This window comes from Streptomyces sp. NPDC040545, assembly GCF_055595065.1.
Map to the genome: position 1 here is coordinate 13,676 of NZ_JBVIWA010000014.1, position 17,021 is coordinate 30,696.

At 69.3% G+C, this 17,021-nt stretch carries 17 protein-coding genes, 1 tRNA gene and 2 pseudogenes; 9 read left to right on the forward strand and 11 right to left on the reverse strand.

Features of this window, described 5'->3' with window-relative positions; genetic code table 11:
* The first annotated feature begins 7 nt into the window (after nucleotides 1-7).
* The gene (locus ACZ573_RS24665) at nucleotides 8-541 is read left to right on the forward strand and encodes a sugar transferase (protein WP_471307524.1); all 534 of its coding nucleotides are present in this window, start codon (nucleotides 8-10) and stop codon (nucleotides 539-541) included.
* A 110-nt stretch (nucleotides 542-651) separates the two neighbouring features.
* Nucleotides 652-2,904, forward strand: a pseudogene (locus tag ACZ573_RS24670) ((Fe-S)-binding protein); the annotation flags it as partial.
* A gap of 517 nt (nucleotides 2,905-3,421) precedes the next feature.
* Here ACZ573_RS24670 and ACZ573_RS24675 read toward each other — a convergent pair.
* Nucleotides 3,422-4,210: a hypothetical protein gene (locus ACZ573_RS24675; protein WP_471307526.1), complete on the reverse strand. Its 789-nt coding sequence runs from the start codon at nucleotides 4,208-4,210 to the stop codon at nucleotides 3,422-3,424.
* Nucleotides 4,211-4,501: 291 nt separating this feature from the next.
* On the opposite strand from ACZ573_RS24675, the gene ACZ573_RS24680 reads away from it, so the two are divergent.
* Nucleotides 4,502-5,416, forward strand: coding sequence for a Yip1 family protein (locus tag ACZ573_RS24680; RefSeq protein WP_471307529.1), 915 nt, complete (start codon nucleotides 4,502-4,504; stop codon nucleotides 5,414-5,416).
* Between the two features lie 86 nt (nucleotides 5,417-5,502).
* Here the strand turns inward: ACZ573_RS24680 and ACZ573_RS24685 are convergent, their stop codons facing one another.
* A complete protein-coding gene (locus tag ACZ573_RS24685; protein WP_030009869.1) occupies nucleotides 5,503-6,000 on the reverse strand; it encodes a phosphoribosyltransferase in 498 nt (165 codons plus the stop codon).
* Nucleotides 5,997-6,584: a dCTP deaminase gene (gene dcd / locus ACZ573_RS24690; RefSeq protein ID WP_030009868.1), complete on the reverse strand. Its 588-nt coding sequence runs from the start codon at nucleotides 6,582-6,584 to the stop codon at nucleotides 5,997-5,999. The genes ACZ573_RS24685 and dcd overlap by 4 nt, the downstream gene beginning before the upstream one ends.
* A gap of 460 nt (nucleotides 6,585-7,044) precedes the next feature.
* Between dcd and ACZ573_RS24695 the strand changes: the two genes are divergently transcribed.
* A tRNA-Gly gene (locus ACZ573_RS24695) sits at nucleotides 7,045-7,115 on the forward strand.
* Between the two features lie 53 nt (nucleotides 7,116-7,168).
* Here the strand turns inward: ACZ573_RS24695 and ACZ573_RS24700 are convergent.
* The 6 genes and pseudogenes from ACZ573_RS24700 to ACZ573_RS24725 all read right to left on the reverse strand — a co-directional run.
* Nucleotides 7,169-7,348, reverse strand: a pseudogene (locus ACZ573_RS24700) (tyrosine-type recombinase/integrase); the annotation flags it as partial.
* A 130-nt stretch (nucleotides 7,349-7,478) separates the two neighbouring features.
* Nucleotides 7,479-7,916 (reverse strand): NUDIX hydrolase, encoded by a 438-nt coding sequence (locus tag ACZ573_RS24705; protein ID WP_471307533.1) that lies wholly within the window; start codon nucleotides 7,914-7,916, stop codon nucleotides 7,479-7,481.
* 30 nt (nucleotides 7,917-7,946) lie between these two features.
* Nucleotides 7,947-8,366: an SDR family oxidoreductase gene (locus ACZ573_RS24710; protein ID WP_471307982.1), complete on the reverse strand. Its 420-nt coding sequence runs from the start codon at nucleotides 8,364-8,366 to the stop codon at nucleotides 7,947-7,949.
* Nucleotides 8,367-8,449: 83 nt separating this feature from the next.
* On the reverse strand, nucleotides 8,450-8,899 hold the full coding sequence (locus ACZ573_RS24715; RefSeq protein ID WP_471307536.1) for a hypothetical protein: 450 nt from the start codon (nucleotides 8,897-8,899) through the stop codon (nucleotides 8,450-8,452).
* Between the two features lie 149 nt (nucleotides 8,900-9,048).
* Complete coding sequence (locus tag ACZ573_RS24720) at nucleotides 9,049-9,447, reverse strand: STAS domain-containing protein (RefSeq protein ID WP_471307539.1); 399 nt, start codon at nucleotides 9,445-9,447, stop codon at nucleotides 9,049-9,051.
* Nucleotides 9,448-9,515: 68 nt separating this feature from the next.
* Nucleotides 9,516-10,190 carry an HSP18 transcriptional regulator gene (locus ACZ573_RS24725; protein WP_471307541.1) on the reverse strand — a complete coding sequence of 225 codons (675 nt, stop codon included), beginning with the start codon at nucleotides 10,188-10,190 and terminating at the stop codon, nucleotides 9,516-9,518.
* Nucleotides 10,191-10,319: 129 nt separating this feature from the next.
* On the opposite strand from ACZ573_RS24725, the gene ACZ573_RS24730 reads away from it, so the two are divergent.
* The 4 genes from ACZ573_RS24730 (at nucleotide 10,320) to ACZ573_RS24745 (ending at nucleotide 13,112) form a co-directional block, all read left to right on the forward strand.
* Nucleotides 10,320-10,754, forward strand: coding sequence for an Hsp20/alpha crystallin family protein (locus tag ACZ573_RS24730; RefSeq protein ID WP_471307544.1), 435 nt, complete (start codon nucleotides 10,320-10,322; stop codon nucleotides 10,752-10,754).
* A 93-nt stretch (nucleotides 10,755-10,847) separates the two neighbouring features.
* Nucleotides 10,848-11,243, forward strand: coding sequence for a DUF2267 domain-containing protein (locus ACZ573_RS24735; RefSeq protein ID WP_471307547.1), 396 nt, complete (start codon nucleotides 10,848-10,850; stop codon nucleotides 11,241-11,243).
* A 48-nt stretch (nucleotides 11,244-11,291) separates the two neighbouring features.
* Nucleotides 11,292-11,735 carry a DUF2267 domain-containing protein gene (locus ACZ573_RS24740; protein WP_471307550.1) on the forward strand — a complete coding sequence of 148 codons (444 nt, stop codon included), beginning with the start codon at nucleotides 11,292-11,294 and terminating at the stop codon, nucleotides 11,733-11,735.
* A gap of 1,035 nt (nucleotides 11,736-12,770) precedes the next feature.
* Nucleotides 12,771-13,112 carry a MerR family transcriptional regulator gene (locus ACZ573_RS24745; RefSeq protein WP_471307552.1) on the forward strand — a complete coding sequence of 114 codons (342 nt, stop codon included), beginning with the start codon at nucleotides 12,771-12,773 and terminating at the stop codon, nucleotides 13,110-13,112.
* A 309-nt stretch (nucleotides 13,113-13,421) separates the two neighbouring features.
* Here ACZ573_RS24745 and ACZ573_RS24750 read toward each other — a convergent pair whose 3' ends face one another.
* Nucleotides 13,422-13,898 carry a cupin domain-containing protein gene (locus ACZ573_RS24750; RefSeq protein WP_471307555.1) on the reverse strand — a complete coding sequence of 159 codons (477 nt, stop codon included), beginning with the start codon at nucleotides 13,896-13,898 and terminating at the stop codon, nucleotides 13,422-13,424.
* A gap of 605 nt (nucleotides 13,899-14,503) precedes the next feature.
* On the reverse strand, nucleotides 14,504-14,686 hold the full coding sequence (locus ACZ573_RS24755; RefSeq protein WP_471307997.1) for a hypothetical protein: 183 nt from the start codon (nucleotides 14,684-14,686) through the stop codon (nucleotides 14,504-14,506).
* A 359-nt stretch (nucleotides 14,687-15,045) separates the two neighbouring features.
* On the opposite strand from ACZ573_RS24755, the gene ACZ573_RS24760 reads away from it, so the two are divergent.
* A complete protein-coding gene (locus ACZ573_RS24760) occupies nucleotides 15,046-16,710 on the forward strand; it encodes an ice-binding family protein (RefSeq protein ID WP_471307560.1) in 1,665 nt (554 codons plus the stop codon).
* Nucleotides 16,711-17,021: the final 311 nt, after the last annotated feature.

Genomic DNA, 17,021 nt, shown 5'->3' on the forward strand with positions numbered 1-17,021 from the left:
TGCTGGCATGCCCCTCACACTCACCGCTCCGCGGGTACGGGTCCCCGCCGCCCCCTCGGCGAAGCGGGTGTTCGACCTCGTCGGGGCAGTGATGCTGCTCGCAGTGCTCGGCCTGCCGCTCACGGCGATCACCGCCCTGCTCTACGTGACCCAGGGCGGCCGCCCCTTCGTACGGGAGCCGGCGGCGGGCCTGGCCGGGCGGCCCTTCCGGACCTGGCGGCTGCGCACCGACGACGGGGCCGGCCGGATCGGCGCGGCCCTGGACCGCTGCGCCCTCGACGGCCTCCCGCAGCTGCTGAACGTGCTCCGCGGCGAGATGTCGCTGGTCGGACCGCGCCCACAGGCTCGTACGGACCGCCCCGAGCGGCTCCTCGTGCGCCCCGGCATGACCGGGTTGTGGCAGGTCAGCGCGCGTTCGGACCTCCCCTGGGAGGAGATGGCCCTGCTGGACCGGCATTATGTGGAGAACCACTGGCTCGGGATGGACCTCGCGATCCTGGCGCAGACCCCGCGCGCGGCGTACCGGCAAAGGGTCGCCTGAGCGACACAGATCACCGCACGCTCGGCTACATTGCGGCGTCGGGAATGGGTAACCTCAAGCCTTGACTTCATAAGTTACCGCTTAGTAAGTGCCGCCCGAGGAGCCCTTCCATGCAACTCGCCGCGATCATCGTGTCGCTGGTCATCACGGTGGTGGCCGTCGCGCTGTTCGGCCGTGCCACCGTGCAGATCTACCGTTTCGTGCGACTCGGCCAGCCAGTGCCCGCGGGCACGCGCACCGGCGATCCCACGCAGCGCACCATCACCCTGGTCAAGGAGTTCCTCGGCCACACCCGCATGAACCGCTGGGGGATCGTCGGCTTCGCGCACTGGTTCGTGGCGGTGGGTTTCTTCTCGCTGCTGCTGACGATCGTCAACGCGTTCGGCCAGCTCTTCCAGGCCGACTGGCTGATCCCGATCATCGGTGACTGGCTGCCGTACGAGATCTTCACCGAGTTCCTCGGCCTGATGACCGTGCTCGGCATCGTCACCCTGATCGTGATCCGGCAGCTGAGCCGGCCGAGCGCGGCGGGCCGCAAGTCCCGCTTCGCGGGCTCCAAGACGGGCCAGGCGTACTTCGTCGAGGCCGTCATCCTGATCGTCGGCATCTGCATCATGACGCTGCGCGCGCTCGAGGGCGCCCAGCACGGTGTCGACGGCTGGGAGCCGGGCTTCTTCGCCTCGTACCCGATGATCGCCGCCTTCGACGGGCTGAGCCTGAGCACGCTCCAGCACCTGACGTACTTCTTCGCGGCGCTCAAGATCGTCACGTCCTTCACCTGGATGATCACGGTCTCGCTCAACACCAACATGGGTGTCGCCTGGCACCGCTTCCTCGGCTTCCCGAACATCTGGTTCAAGCGGAACGCGGACGGCTCCACGGCCCTCGGCGCCCTGCAGCCGATGACCTCGGGCGGCAAGGAGATCGACTTCGAGGACCCGGGCGAGGACGACAGCTTCGGCGTCTCCCAGGTCGAGCAGTTCTCCTGGAAGGGCATCCTCGACTTCTCCACGTGCACCGAGTGCGGTCGCTGCCAGTCGCAGTGCCCGGCCTGGAACACGGGCAAGCCGCTGTCCCCCAAGCTGCTCATCATGTCGCTGCGCGACCACGCGCACGCCAAGGCCCCGTACCTGCTCGCCGGTGGCGGCAAGGACATGGAGGGCAACGAGAAGGCCACGGCGGAGCAGCTCGCCGACGTCCCGGCCGCCGCTCTCGCGGAGGCCGAGCGCCCGCTGATCGGCACCGCCGAGGAGAACGGCGTCATCGACCCGGACGTGCTGTGGTCCTGCACCACCTGCGGTGCGTGCGTGGAGCAGTGCCCGGTCGACATCGAGCACATCGACCACATCGTCGACATGCGCCGCTACCAGGTGATGATCGAGAGCGCGTTCCCGTCGGAGGCGGGCACGATGCTCAAGAACCTGGAGAAGAAGGGCAACCCCTGGGGCCTGGCGAAGAAGCAGCGCGTCGAGTGGACCAAGGAGGTGGACTTCGAGGTCCCGATCATCGGCAAGGACGCGGAGGACCTCTCCGAGTTCGACTACCTCTACTGGGTCGGCTGCGCCGGCGCCCTGGAGGACCGGGCCAAGAAGACCACCAAGGCCTTCGCGGAGCTGCTGAACATCGCGGGCGTCAAGTTCGCGATCATGGGCGGCGACGAGAAGTGCACCGGTGACTCGCCGCGCCGCCTGGGCAACGAGCCGCTGTTCCAGCAGCTGGGCCAGGAGAACGTGGCCATGCTGAACATGGCATTCGGCGAGGACGACGACGACCCCTCGACGAAGAAGCCGAAGTCGGCGAAGCGGATCGTCTCGACCTGCCCGCACTGCTTCAACACGATCGCGAACGAGTACCCGCAGCTGGGCGGCGAGTACGAGGTCATCCACCACACGCAGCTGCTCCAGCACCTGATCGACGAGGGCCGCCTCACGCCGGTCACGCCGGTCGACGGCCTGATCACGTACCACGACCCGTGCTACCTGGGCCGGCACAACAAGGTCTACACGCCGCCGCGCGAGATCATGTCGGCCGTGCCGGGCCTGCGGCAGCAGGAGATGCACCGCCACAAGGAGCGGGGCTTCTGCTGTGGCGCCGGTGGCGCGCGGATGTGGATGGAGGAGCGGATCGGCAAGCGCATCAACAACGAGCGCGTCGACGAGGCCCTGTCCCTGAACCCGGACATCGTCTCCACCGCCTGCCCCTTCTGCCTCGTGATGCTCACCGACTCGGTGAACGGCAAGAAGAACGACGGCCAGGCCAAGGAACACGTCCAGGTCGTCGACGTGGCGCAGCTGCTGCTCGACTCGGTGAAGGCCCCGGGCCCGACGGAGGCCGAGCTGGCAGCGCTCGCGGCGGAGGCCGAGGCGGCAGCCGCGGCCGAGGCGGAGGCCGCTGCCGCGAAGGCTGCGGCGGAGGCGGAAGCCAAGGCGAAGGCGGCGGCCGAGGCGGAAGCCAAGGCGGCGGCCGAAGCGAAGGCGAAGGCGGAAGCCGAGGCCAAGGCTGCGGCCGAGGCGGAAGCCGCGGCCGAGGCAGAAGCTGCGGCCGAGGCAGAAGCTGCGGCCGAGCCGGAGCCGGAGGCGGAGGTCGAGGCGGCAGCGGAGACCGGGGCCGAAGCCGAGCCGGAGGCGGACGCCGGGACGAAGGCGGACGCCGGGACGAAGGCGGACGCCGGGGCGAAGGCCGAGCCGGCCGAGGTGGAGCCGGAAGCCGGGCCCAAGGCCGCGGAAGAGGCCGAGCCGGAGGCGGCGGCCGAAGCACCCGAGGCTGCCGAGGCGAAGCCCGAGGCCGAGACCAAGTAGGACGCAGGACACCCGCAGCACCGGAACGGCCGGTCCCCCACCCGGGGGACCGGCCGTTCCGTCGTAGGGGGGCGGGAGGGGGTCAGCCCCGGCCGCTCAGCACGGCGAAGCCCGGCCCGGCCGCACCCGCCGCGGCCGCGCCGCCACCCGAGGCGACCAGCCTGGGGGCGTCGGACCCCGCCGGGGCGACCGTGCACTTCGCGATCAGCCTGCCGTCGAAGTCGTACACCCAGCTGTTTCCGCCGCCCTTGCCGTCGATGACGACGAACGTCACGCGCTTGCCGTCCTGGACCAGCTCGTACGTCCAGCCGTCGTGGTGGACGCTCGGACGCCTCAGGTCGATCGTGGCGAGGGCGCGGCCCTTCGGCGTGGAGATCTCGACGCGCTTGCCGTTCGGGCCGTCCACGAGCTCGGCGGTCCGCCCGTCGGGCACGGTGATCCGCACCGGGCTCTCCTTCCTGATCTCCTTCTGGGGCGCGGGCTTCGGCTCGGGCTTCGGCTGCGGCTTCGGCGCGCCGTCCATCCAGGAGGTGACGGTGCCGTCCGGCCGGAGCACGACGTGCAGGCCGTCGTTCTGCCCGTACGAGGCGGCGCCGTCCTTGCCGACCAGCGTGTCCAGCTTCGTGGAGCCCGCGAAGATGTCCGCCTCGAAGTGACTGCCGCCGATCTTGTAGACCTTGGCGACGGACCCGTCCGCCAGCTTCACGGTCGTGACGTACGCGCGGACGCCCGGGGCCGGCTCGACGGACGGCCGGGGCTCCGGAGCGGCCGGCGAGGCCGCGAAGGCGGACCCGACCGGGAGGGCCAGGACGGTGGCCACGCCGGCGACGACGGCGGCGCTGCGGAGGGTGGTTCGGCGGGTGTTGCGCATGGTGTGAGCTCTTCTCGTGTCTCGTATCTCGTGCTCGTTCGTACTCGTTCGTCCTGCGTGGTGGCGACGAGTACGAAGCTACGGACCCGATATGTGGTTATTCCGTCGAGAATGTAACGAGAGGCGGCAGAACACCACACAGACCTGTAAATCGGACGGGCGGCATGATCGGGCACGGGGTGGGGACAGCCCCTCCGGGATCCCCTAAGGGATGTCACAGGTCAGCCGCAAAGGGTGGCTGTTCCGGCTGCCCGTCCACCGATGCTCGCCGGACCAGGTACGTTCGATCACGTGGCTGGATTCAGGATCGGACGCGGCAGGGACAACAACCGCTCTCCGCAACAACCCCCGCAGCAGCAGCAGTCGTACGGTCAGCAGCAGCAACCGCCGCCGTACGGCCAGCCGCCCTACCCTCCCGCCGGCGGCCCGCCACCGCAGCAGCAGTGGCCGCAGCCGGGCGCGGGAGGTCACGGCGAGCCGGAGTACTTCGACCCGTACGGGCAGCAGCAGCCGCACGCGCAGCAGCCCCCGTACGGCCACGGAGGCCACGGAGGCGGGGGCTACAACGACAACCCGGGGCACACCCAGGTCTTCGCCGTCGGCGAGGACCCGTACGGCCAGGGCGCGACCTACCAGGCGGGCGCGGCCTCGGCGGTGCCGTCCGGGCCGCGACTGCCGTGGAAGGAACTGCTCCGCGGCATCGTGACGCGGCCGGGACAGACCTTCCTGCAGATGCGCGACTACGCCGTCTGGGGTCCCGCGCTGATCGTGACCTTCCTCTACGGGCTGCTCGCGGTCTTCGGCCTCGACGACGCCCGCGAGGACGTCATCAACGCGACCGTGCCGAAGGCCGTCCCGATCGTCCTGTCCGCCGGCGTGGCCTTCGTCATCTGCGGTCTGATCCTGGGCGCGGTCACGCACACCCTGGCGCGCCAGCTGGGCGGCGACGGCTCGTGGCAGCCGACGGTGGGCCTGTCGATGCTGGTCATGTCCATCACGGACGCGCCGCGCCTGCTGTTCGCCGTGTTCCTCGGCGGCGACAACATGGTCGTACAGGTGCTGGGCTGGGCCACGTGGGTGGCGGCCGGAGCCCTGTTCACCTCGCTGATCAGCAAGTCGCACGACCTGCCGTGGGCGAAGGCCCTCGGCGCGTCCTCGATCCAGCTGGTCGCACTGCTGTCGATCATCAAGCTGGGCACGATCTAGCCCGGCCACGCCCCACCCGCCCCCGCACACGAAAGGGCCCGCCGCGCACTGTCCGCGCGGCGGGCCCTCTGCATGACGTCTGTCGGCTAGGCGTCGAGGACCTGGCCCTCACGCTTGACGACGGGCGGCTCGACCGACCAGGGGAAGTTGATCCACTCGTCGGTCTTCTTCCACACGTACTCGCACTTCACGAGGGAGTGGGACTTCTCGTAGACGACGGCGGAGCGCACCTCGGCGACGTGGCCCAGGCAGAAGTCATGGACGAGCTTCAGCGTCTTGCCGGTGTCGGCCACGTCATCGGCGATGAGGACCTTCTTGTCGGTGAAGTCGATCGCCTCGGGCACGGGAGCCAGCATGACCGGCATCTCCAGCGTGGTGCCGACGCCGGTGTAGAACTCCACGTTCACCAAGTGGATGTTCTTGCAGTCGAGCGCGTACGCCAGGCCGCCGGCGACGAACACCCCGCCGCGGGCGATGCTCAGGATGATGTCGGGCTCGTAGCCGTCGTCGGCGATCGTCTGCGCCAGCTCGCGCACGGCGCGCCCGAAACCGTCGTAGGTCAGGTTCTCGCGTACGTCGCTCATGCCTCGTGCCTCACCTGGGTGCGGTGGAAGTTCTGGAAGGAGCGCGAGGCGGTCGGCCCGCGCTGCCCCTGGTACCTGGACCCGTAGCGCTCACTGCCGTACGGGAACTCGGCGGGCGAGCTGAGCCGGAACATGCACAGCTGCCCGATCTTCATGCCCGGCCAGAGCTTGATCGGCAGGGTGGCGAGGTTCGACAGCTCCAGGGTCACGTGACCCGAGAACCCGGGGTCGATGAACCCGGCGGTCGAGTGCGTCACCAGGCCGAGGCGGCCCAGGCTGGACTTCCCCTCCAGTCTGGAGGCAATGTCGTCGGGCAGCGAGATGACCTCGTACGTCGAGGCGAGGACGAACTCACCGGGGTGGAGGATGAACGCCTCGTCGCCCTCCGGCTCGACCATCCGGGTCAGGTCCGCCTGCTCGATCGCCGGATCGATGTGGGCGTAGCGGTGGTTCTCGAACACCCGGAAGAACCGGTCGAGACGTACATCGATGCTGGAGGGCTGCACCATCGATTCCTCGAACGGGTCGATGCGAACCCGTCCGCTGTCGATCTCGGCCCGGATGTCTTTATCAGAGAGAAGCACGTCCCGAGGATACGCAGAGCGCGCGGGCCACCCCCAATCGAGAGCGACGACCCGCGCGCCCGCCCCGGCGACTACCGCTTCGCGCCACCCACGGGCACGGCGTGCCGCAACCGCGCACACCGCGGACACCGCAGCAGCCGCCCGGGCCCGATCCGGCCGGCACCGAGGTGCTGCAGCGGGAAGGAGGCGGTACTGAAAACGTGCCCTTCGGCACAACGGACGACGGTGTGCTCCATCGAGTCCCTTTCCCCAACGAGCCGTACTGCGACGAATCGCCACATTAGGGGATGATCGGCACCCACTCCAGCCGCCGCTCCGCACCCACACGGTACGCCCCAACTCCCGCGCCCACACGCCCCGGTGTACGCCACACACGACGACGACCCCGCGGTGAATTCACCGGGGGTCGATCATGAGGTAGAGTGAGCAAAGCCAGGGATCCAGGCAACTGGCCCGCTGTGCGGATGTAGTTTAATGGTAGAACATGAGCTTCCCAAGCTTATAGCGCGGGTTCGATTCCCGTCATCCGCTCTTGAACGAAGGCCCAGGTCACAGACCTGGGCCTTCGTTGTTGTCTAGATCTCTCACTTGTGGACGGTGGCTGCAGTGGTTCCGCCAGTCTGTCGGTCCGGCTGCGTGCGCTGGCGGCGGACATCGGCGTCGATGTTGTCGGCGAGCGTGCGCTGGTGCGCCTTGGGGGAGTGCTGATAGATCAGCTGGGCACGCTCGGACGGCTGGCCCGCACGGACCATGAGGTCCGGTGCTCCGGCTGGTCCAGTAGCGGTCACCGCTCGGCCTCAGAAGCCGCGGGCGAGGCCGAGCAACGCACAGGCATGCCGCTGGGGCCGGCTCATCTCAGTGCCGGCCCCAGCGATGTGTTGACGTGTCGAGGGCTCAGCGCGTTGCCTCGTCTCCGAGGCTTCCGGAGCTGATAGCGCCCCGCAGGACATGAGCGATCTCCTCGGGCTTGAGGTCGATGCTGTCGACCCCCTCCACGGTCAGCGGGATCTCCTCCAGCGCGTATTCGCCGCGTCCCTCCGCACTGAACTCGGGGCCGGTCCGGTCCTCGAAGGACCACGTCGAGATGCGGGCGAGGTAGAAGAGCTGACGCTCGTCGTCGGACTCCATCGTGTGCAGGAGGCGGACGACGTCGGCCTTCCCGGCAATCTCCTCGTGGATCTCACGGTGGAGGGCGGCCTCCCGGGACTCGTCACTCTCCTCGACCCCGCCGCCGGGCAGCACCCAGTACACGGGGATTCCCGGCTTGGTGCGGCGGATGACCAGCATCGTGTCGTCCACGGTGACGAGGACGGCTCGGACTCGTTCGATCATTTCGCTCTGTCTCCTTGCTTGTTGACGGTCTCAGTGCAGCAGCCAGCCGCCATCGACGTGGACGGATTGCCCGGTGATGAACGACGCCGACGGGCCGACGAGGAACGCCACCAGGGCGCCACGTCTTCGGGTCGTCCGCGTCGCGGGACGCACTGGCGGGTTGATCTGCTCTTCCGGGCGGGCTCGGTGATGAGGGGGGATGGCGGTCTCGGCTTCCACCTCGATGGCGCCGGGCAGGACGGTGTTGACACAGATGCCGTGCGGGCCGAGCTCGCGGGCCAGGGAACGGGTCAGGCCCAGCAGGCCCGCCTTGGCGGTGCTGTAGGCGACGAGGTTGGTGCGGCCGGCGCGGGCGTTGACGCTGCCGATGTTCACGATCCGGCCCCAGCGGCGTTCGATCATGCCGGGGGTCAGGGCGTGGCAGGTGCGGTAGTGGGCGGTGAGGTTCAGGCCGGACCGGTTCTTTCAGTGGCCGGCCCCACATCGCACGCCGCTCTCGCGCGCCGGGTCGACCCCCTTCGTCGACGCCTTCGTCACCCGCTCTTGGAACCAAGCTGCCCAGAGGCCAAAGTTCCTGGAGCGTCGATGTCAACTGTGATCTCGAACCCCGAGGTTGAGCTAAAGGTGGCCACGTTTCCGGACAGCTGGATCCGATCAAATGGATTGGATTCCGTGAAGAAAATTGCCCAGATGAGCGCACGGTCAACAGTCAACCGCGCAATGAACCCCTCCGACCCGTACGAACCCTCGCCGCCCCACAGCAGCCCCTTACTCCCCAGGCCTGCTGCGACCAGCCCATCGACCGAAGAGACCCAAGAGGGATCGCTCTCCAGCATTTCATCGAGATCGAACGGGGCGAGCACCCTCAAACCGCTCGGCACGTCGGAGTCGAGGTCAACATCACAGGACCTCCCGTCTGCAAAATGCAGGGCATCTCTGATGGGAAGCTGGAAATCTTCCCATAGGCGTTCGATCGTGGTCATTTTGGCTTGCACTTCCCGTTGCGCACGTGCTGTGGCCTCTCCTGTAGTTCCGTTGGAGGGACCGGCTCGCCCAGTTCATCTCTATTTCGCCCGGAATTCATGCGCCTCAGCCACTTGTCCTGGTCGCGACCGGTATCGGCAGTCGGCGCCTACTGCGAGGGTCCATCCGGGCGCCGCCCGGGAACGCGGCCGGCCGGCGGCGGGTCCTGGTCGACGGGGAAGAGGGACAGGGCGCCGGTGATCTCCAGGAGGCGCTGGAGCTGGGGGTTGGGGGCGGCCAGGCGGATGACGGCGCCGGTCTCCTGCGCTGCGCGTCGTGCGGCGAGGAGTGCGTTGAGTGCCGAGGAGTCGCAGAAGGTGACGCGGCTGCAGTCGACCGCCACCGGCTTGGCCGGTGACGCGTAAGTGAGAGCTTCGGAGAGGGCGAGCTGCAGGGAGTGCGCCGTCTCGAGGTCGATCTCGCCGGTGAGCCTGACCGCGACGGTGTGGTCCAGGACCTCTACGGCGACGTCGTTACCGTCGGCCGTCCGGGGAGGGTGTTCGACCATGGTGATCACTCCTTGCATCTACAGGCGTGGCTCTCCCGACGCCCGTTGGCCAGTCGATAGTTCGCGGGTTACGGGTACGTGCTGCGCTGGTCGTGGGTGTCCTGGCGGAGCTGGTCCGTGTGCTGGGTCAGGGCGTCGATGCGTTCGGCGAGCTCGGCGTCCTCGGGCCGCAGATGGGCCCGGGTGGCGGTCAGGGGACGCACGAGACGGGCGGCGTCGTTGTCGGCGAGCGCGGCGTTCAGGTCGCCGATGGCGCCCTGTGCGTTGGCGGGGAGGCCGGTGAGGGCGGTGACCTGCCCGGCGAGTCGGCGCAGGTCGGCCGCGTTGTCGCGGGCCCAGGCGGTGACGGTGCGGTCGGCGGCGCGGGTGTCACGGGTGGCCTGGACGCGTTCCTCGCCGGTGCTTCCCGCGGTGCCGGGGCGCAGGCGCAGGTAGCGGCGTTCGGCGGCCTGCCGGCTGGCGACCCCGAGGGGCCCGGCGAGGTCGGCCCAGCTCGCGCCCCTGTCGCGGGCGGTTTCGATCAGGCCGCTCTCCCAGCCCGCGAGCTGCTCACGGACCTCGCGCAGCATCAGCAGCGCGGCCAGAGCCGGGTGCGGGCCAGAGTCCGCCGCGGGTGCCGCTTCGGCCGCCGGGGTTCTCGCGGAGGGTTGCTGCGCGTCCTTGACGGTCTGGTTGATGGCCTCCAGTGCTGCTGCGGCGGCCAGGAAAGGGACTGGTGTGGTCGGCTCGGCGGCCTCGTTCATCGCGTTCTCCGTGACTCTGTCATCCTCCAGATGACTCCTTGCTTGTCATCGTTTCGATGACATGTTACAACGGAAGCACGTTGAAGCGCATGGGCAGTTCCTGCCTGAACCAACTGGAGGTGTTTCGCGATGTTGATGCGCACTGACCCGTTCCGCGAGATGGACCGGATCGTTCAGCAGCTCTCGGGTGCGTCAGGCACGTGGTCGAAGCCGTCCGTGATGCCGATGGACGCCTACCGCCAGGGCGACGTGTACGTGATCGCCTTCGACCTCCCCGGAGTGAGCACCGAGGCGATCGACATCGACGTCGAGCGGAACATGCTGACGGTGAAGGCCGAGCGCAGGCCCGCGGAGAAGTCCGACGGCGTGCAGATGGAGCTCTCCGAACGGCCCCTCGGTGTCTTCTCCCGCCAGGTCATGCTGGCCGACACCCTCGACACCGAGCGCATCGAAGCCGACTACGACGCAGGTGTCCTGACCCTGCGGATCCCGATCGCCGAGCGCGCCAAGCCCCGCAAGATCAGCATCAGCGGCGAGTCGGGCCGCAAGCAGATCTCCGGCTGACCGGCCCGGCACCAGCGGCGGAGGACGGGGAACCGATTCCCCCTCCGGCACCCCGCCCTCCGCACCCCTTCACCCCTATCCGGAGGTGACGTGATGACGATGCGCCGGGAAGCCTTCCTGGACCACGTCCAGGAACGCGGCGAGTACCGGACCCGGGAAGAAGCCGAACGGGCGGCCCGCGTCGTCCTGGCCCTGCTGGGCGCGCACCTGGTCGGCACCGTGCGGGCCGAGCTCGCCGCCCGGCTCCCCGAGACCTATGCCCTGATCCTCCTCAACCCCCTGCAGGCCACCGAACCGCTCTCACCGGAACGCTTCATCCGCGCGACCGCGGCCTGGATCGAGGGCGCCACCGAAAAGACGGCCCTGTGGGACATCGGCGCGGTCCTCTCCACCGTGGCCGCCGCGGCGGGAGACGTCCTCATGCGCGAGGTCCTGCTGCAGCTCCCGCCCGGCTACGACCTCCTCTTCGGCCACCCCCAGCCCACCTGACCGCGGCCGGCATGAACCGAGCCCTCGAAGAGAAAGGCAACCAGCACCATGTACGACCAGCCTCGAGCGAACCCGTCCCTCGCGGCCATGACGTTCGACCAGATGCTGGAACGCGTGCGCTACGAAGGCGCCTATCCCACCCGCGAACGCGCCGAGGAAGCCGTCCGCGCTGTCCTGGCCGCCCTCGGCCGGCAGCTCACCGGCGACGAACGCGTCGATCTCGCGCAGTGCCTGCCCCTCGAGGCCGCCCTCGCCCTGACCGCCCAGATCCCCGACTCCGAACAACTCACCGGCTGGGGCTTCGTCAGAGACCTGGCCGCCCGCACCGGGGGCACCCCGGCCACCACGCGCTGGGACACCGGCGCCGTCCTCGCCGTCGTCTCCCGGCTCGCAGGCCCCGACCTCCTCGCCCGCATCCTCCACCAGCTTCCCGGCGGCTACGCACTCCTCTTCGGCCAGGCAGAACTGCGGCAGCCCCAGCCCGCCGCCTGATCCCGCCCCACCCCGTTCCAGTACTTCCGCGATGCCTGACCGCAGGGGCCGGCGCGGCTGTCGGCACACCCCGGCGGAGAACTCGCCCAGACGGACGGATCCGTCAGCACCTCCGACACCCGCTGCCTCCACACGGCTTCGGGAGCCGGCCGACCGGTGATGACGGCACCGCCAGCTGTGATCCGTGCACTCAGCCCGTCGAGGCGCTGGGACGGCTGGGGGGGTAGTACCTGCCGGCTGCCCAGCGCGCAGATGCAGGGTTGCGTTCGACCCCGATTACCTCCTCATCGAACACGCGAAAATCTGTGATGGCCGCAGTAGACATTCGCTTGCGGTGTGGTTATGGTTTCTCTCGTAGCCGAGATCGAGCAAGGCCCGGAGAGACGAACTGCCGGGCATCAGTTCACGCAGTGCGCAGGGCGGTGCGGTGGTGGAGTTCCGAAGCCAGGGTTGTTGCAGGACGGCGACGGGACTGACGACCGGACCGGGCGGCCCGCAGTGATCAGGGGCTGCCATGAGCAGTAACGCAGTTGACGCAGTGGCAGTTCGGTAAGTGCAGTTCGCAGTACCAGCAGTGCAGTCAGTGAGTGGTACCTCGGTAAAGGCGTCGGCTGCGGGCGCGCGTACCGGGAAGTTCGGCAGTGGGGTTCTAAGCCAGAGCAGACGCAGGATGGGCGACGGGGCTGGCTGCCGGAGAGTGGCGCTACCGCAGGCCACTGAGCAGTTCGCATCAACAGCAGTACGTAGTTCCCCGTTTGGCAAGTGATCGGTCCAGAGGGAAGAACGGAGGAGTTGACCGCCATCAGGATCGCCCGGGTCGAAAGGCTGAGCCCGGGTACCGCAGGACATCGATAGTGAGGTGGTCTCCGGTCAAGCAACCGCGATCCCCGCGTCCCCGGCCGAGTGCAGGCCAGGCCCGCGGAAACAGAAAGCCGACGCAGTACTAGGGTCGGCAGATGGTGTAGCAGTTCCTTCGGGGCCCTGGTGCCGTACGGCACCAGGGCCCCTCCACGCGTTCCACAGAGAGAGGTGCAAATGACAGCACACGAATCGTTCGACGATCGTCTCGACGACGACGACTACCCCGCTTACACCATGGGCCGGGCCGCAGCCATGCTGGGCACCACCCAAAGCTTCCTCCGCGCCATCGGAGAAGCCCGCCTCATCACCCCGCTCCGCTCAGAGGGCGGACACCGCCGTTACTCCCGTTACCAGCTGCGCATCGCCGCCCGCGCGCGAGAGCTCGTCGACCAGGGCACCCCCATCGAGGCTGCCTGTCGCATCGTCATCCTCGAAGACCAGCTCGCGGAAGCCCAGCGCATCAACGCCGAATACCGCCGGACCACCGGAACACCCCATCCGCCAACCGCGGTGTGACGACTGCGCCTGCGAGCCAAGGATGCCGTGGGCCGGGGCGTTTCATAGCGGGAGCGACCGAGGCTGCGTGCCGCACCCCGGCCGCCGGACGCGACCGAACGGCACACGCGGCCAATCCCGGAGTCGGTGGGCGAGGGAGGTGCGCAGCCCTCCCCACCCACCCGTCGTCAGGCAGCCCTCGCCGGCCTCTTCACCAACCCCTTGTCGCGGGCGGCGCGCACTCTGGCGTCGATGAGAGTGACCGAGGTGCGACCACGACGTCCTGGCCGTGCCCTCCACCACCCTGGAGGTCGCGATAAGCCTCGTTGGTCAGGCGTGCTTGTCCGATGGCGGCTGGACAGGCTGGACCGACCAGCTGGGCGGCTCGTCGCCCCCTGAGTCCTCGTCGCGCTCCGCGTCGGAGGCTGTCGCATGGATCTTGCCCGACGCGTGGTGGACCGGTGCGTATACGGCGTAGAGCTGCAGGGTCTCGTCACCGATGTTGGTGACGTTGTGCCAAGTGCCGGCGGGCACGAAGATTGCCCAGCCGTCCTCGACCTCCTGGTCGAAGTCGAGTCGATCCTTCGCGCGGCCCATCTGGACGCGGCCCCGGCCTGCGTCGAGTCGCAGGAACTGGTCGGTCTCCGGGTGCGCCTCCAAGCCGATGTCCTCACCCGCCGGGATCGACATGAGCGTCAACTGAAGGTACTTCCCAGACCAGGCGACCGCGCGATAGTTCGTGTTCTCGAGCGTCGCCTTCTCCAGGTCGAAGCTTTGAGGTTCCGGCCCGATGTCCTTGATGGTCATATTTCTCTCCCGGTCGACGAAGGCGGTACACGGTCGCGGTCTTGCGCCGGCCCACGTCAGCATTCTCAGAGCCCTGGGCTCGTCGGCCCGGCGCGGACGCGACCTCCATGATCGAGTGCCCCGTCCGCGCACTCCAACACGGTCCGCGACCGCTGAGCCAGAGCCTGAGCCGTTCGCGACGACGCACCCAGCCCTCCAGCACGGCCCGCGGGGCATCGGTTACCGACAATGGCGGAATCCTCGGACCAGGACGACTCCAGCCGACCTAACGCCGGACCTCGGACTCAGGTCACTGCTGGGGCTGGGTTGGATTCCGCGGCAGTCGACGCGCTCGGGCCGGGCCGCGCCGAGTGTGCCGACCGCACGTCGCTGACTGCACGGACGGCTGCCGCGATACCGCGATACGGCAGGGCAGGGTCCCCGGACAGGAATCAGGCAGCCACGGGGCAACGCACCTGCCCCTTGGTGGCGTTGGTCTGGAAACGCGGAAGCCCCCACCGAGCGGGGCGCGAGCCCTCCCACACCGACCGAGCCGCCCTCCTCCTCAGCTGGGGTCGTTGGCAGCCTGAGCTGCCGCGAGCAACGGTTGCATCGCGGGTGACCTTCTACCGCCGGCCTGACGACCTGCTGGTGCGGTCGGGGATCACCTTCCCTTGCCAGAACCCGAAGACCGCCCCGTCGGGGTCGGCGGCCGGCGCCGCGCGTCCCGTGCCGAAGGAGAGCGGGCCCAGTGGGCCGAGCGGGCCGACCTCCGAGATGACGCCGCGCTCTCGGATCCTCAGCAGCATCGGTGACAGAGAGAGGCCTACGGGCGCGACGAGTAGGCCGCGCCCGCCGGAGAGACACGACAGATTCGCACGGACGTGCGTCCAATTCCTGAGGTCACATCACTCATATAGGCCACTTTTTCCGATTTACGGCCTATTGCCATGAAATATGCGTGACTACTTCCGCATGACGGCGTATCACTACCTCGGGCGGGGAGTCGCTCCTGAGCCGCCAACGTCGCGGGCGCTCGGGATCCTCCTGCGGGAGGACCGAGAGCCGAAGCAACAAGAAGGGTCCTGCTATGGCATTGGATGTCATCCGGTCTGTTCCACCCGATGAAAGACCTCAACGCAATACGCTCAAGCGGGTAACCTTCGCCATGCTCCCCGCAGCGCTGCTGGCGGCGTCCGTCACCCTGCCCGCGAGCCTCGCGCACGCCGCCGAAGCCCCCGTGGGGCTGGGTACCGCCACCAACTACGCGGTTCTGGCCGGTTCGACGGTCACCAACACGAACACCCCCACCATCATCAACGGCGACCTGGGGCTCGCTCCGGGCACATCGGTGACCAACTTTCCGCCCGGCATCGTCAACGGAGTGCAGCGCATCGCCCCCGACCCTGCTGCTTTCCAGGCGAAGACCGACCTCGTCACCGCCTACAACGACGCGGCAGGCCGAGGCCCCGGGACCGTGCTCGCTTCGGCCGAGATCGGCGGACTCACACTGGCGCCCGGCGTCTACACGGCCCCGACGACCGTGGGAATCACCGGGACGGTCACTCTCGACGGCCAGAACGACCCCGCCTCCGTCTTCATCTTCCGGATCCCCTCGACCCTCATCACGGCTCCGGCGAGTGTCGTGGCCTTTATCAACGGAGCGAATGCCTGCAACGTGTTCTGGCAGGTGGGCAGCTCCGCCACCATCGACACGACCTCCCAGTTCAAGGGCAACATCCTGGCCCTGGAATCCATCACGGTGAACACCGGCGCCGTGATCGAAGGCCGCGCCCTGGCGCGCAATGGCGCCGTCACGCTGGACGACAACACCATCACGAGGGCGGCCTGCGCCGTCGGCCCGCCCGGGCCTCCCGGACCCACCGGGCCTCCCGGACCGACGGGCGCACCCGGCCCGACCGGCGCCCCCGGCCCGACGGGTGAGCCCGGCCCGACCGGCGCCCCCGGCCCGACGGGTGAGCCCGGCCCGACCGGCGCCCCCGGCCCCACCGGTGCCCCCGGACCGACGGGCGCCCCTGGCCCGACCGGCGCCCCTGGCCCGAGCGGCAGCCCCGGCGCCCCCGGCCCCACCGGTGCCCCCGGACCGACCGGCGCCCCCGGCCCGAGCGGCAGCCCCGGCGCCCCCGGACCGACCGGTGCCCCTGGCCCGACCGGCGCCCCTGGCCCGAGCGGCAGCCCCGGCGCCCCCGGCCCCACCGGTGCCCCCGGACCGACCGGCGCCCCTGGCCCGAGCGGCAGCCCCGGCGCCCCCGGTGCTCCTGGCCCGACGGGCGCCCCCGGACCCGCCGGACCCGCAGGACCCGCCGGTCCCGCAGGGCCTGCCGGGCCTGCAGGACCCGCCGGACCCGCAGGGCCCAAGGGGCCTCGCGGCGACAAGGGTGAAAAGGGCGACTCGGGCGATCACGACCACGGACACGGACACGGAGGCGACGACGGCGACCACGGTCACGGCGACGACGACGAGGGCGAGCACGGTCACGACGACGACCACGGCAAGCCCGGCCACGGCCACGACGGCCACGACGGCCACGGCAAGCCCCCGTGGGCCGGCCTCCTGCCGGGCGGCCTCGACGACGCTCTGGGCCAGTTCGCTCCCGGCCACACGGCCAAGAGCGTCAACTTCGCCCACGTAAGCGCCGCCACCGGCCAGCAGCCGAAGCAGGCGTCGCCGGACCTCGCCACAACCGGCTCAAGCGGCGAGGCCGGCATCGGCATCACGGCCGCCACCGCAGCCGCGCTGGCATTCGTCGGAGGCTCGGCCTTCTTCGCCATGAAGCGGACCCGGCGAGGTACAGCAACCCGACAGGACTAGCCCGTCGCAGGCGTGACCGTCTCCCGTTCGTCACCGACAGCGACGTACGCATCGACGGCAGTGGTTGAAGCTCGATCAAGCACAGAGGGACCGTCTGGTCCGCCGTTCGGCGACCGAGCCCCTGGACGCGCCGTCCAGGGGCTCGGTGGGGCTTGCGAGTGATCAGCCCCGAGAACGGTCACACCCTCGGCAGGGACAGCGTGCGGGCGTCTGGCCGGAACTCCTTGCCCTTGTCACCATCGTCGTCACGGTCCTGTCGGCCGAGGCGCGCCGGACCACGCGGGCCTGCAGGCCCGTATCACCACGAAAAG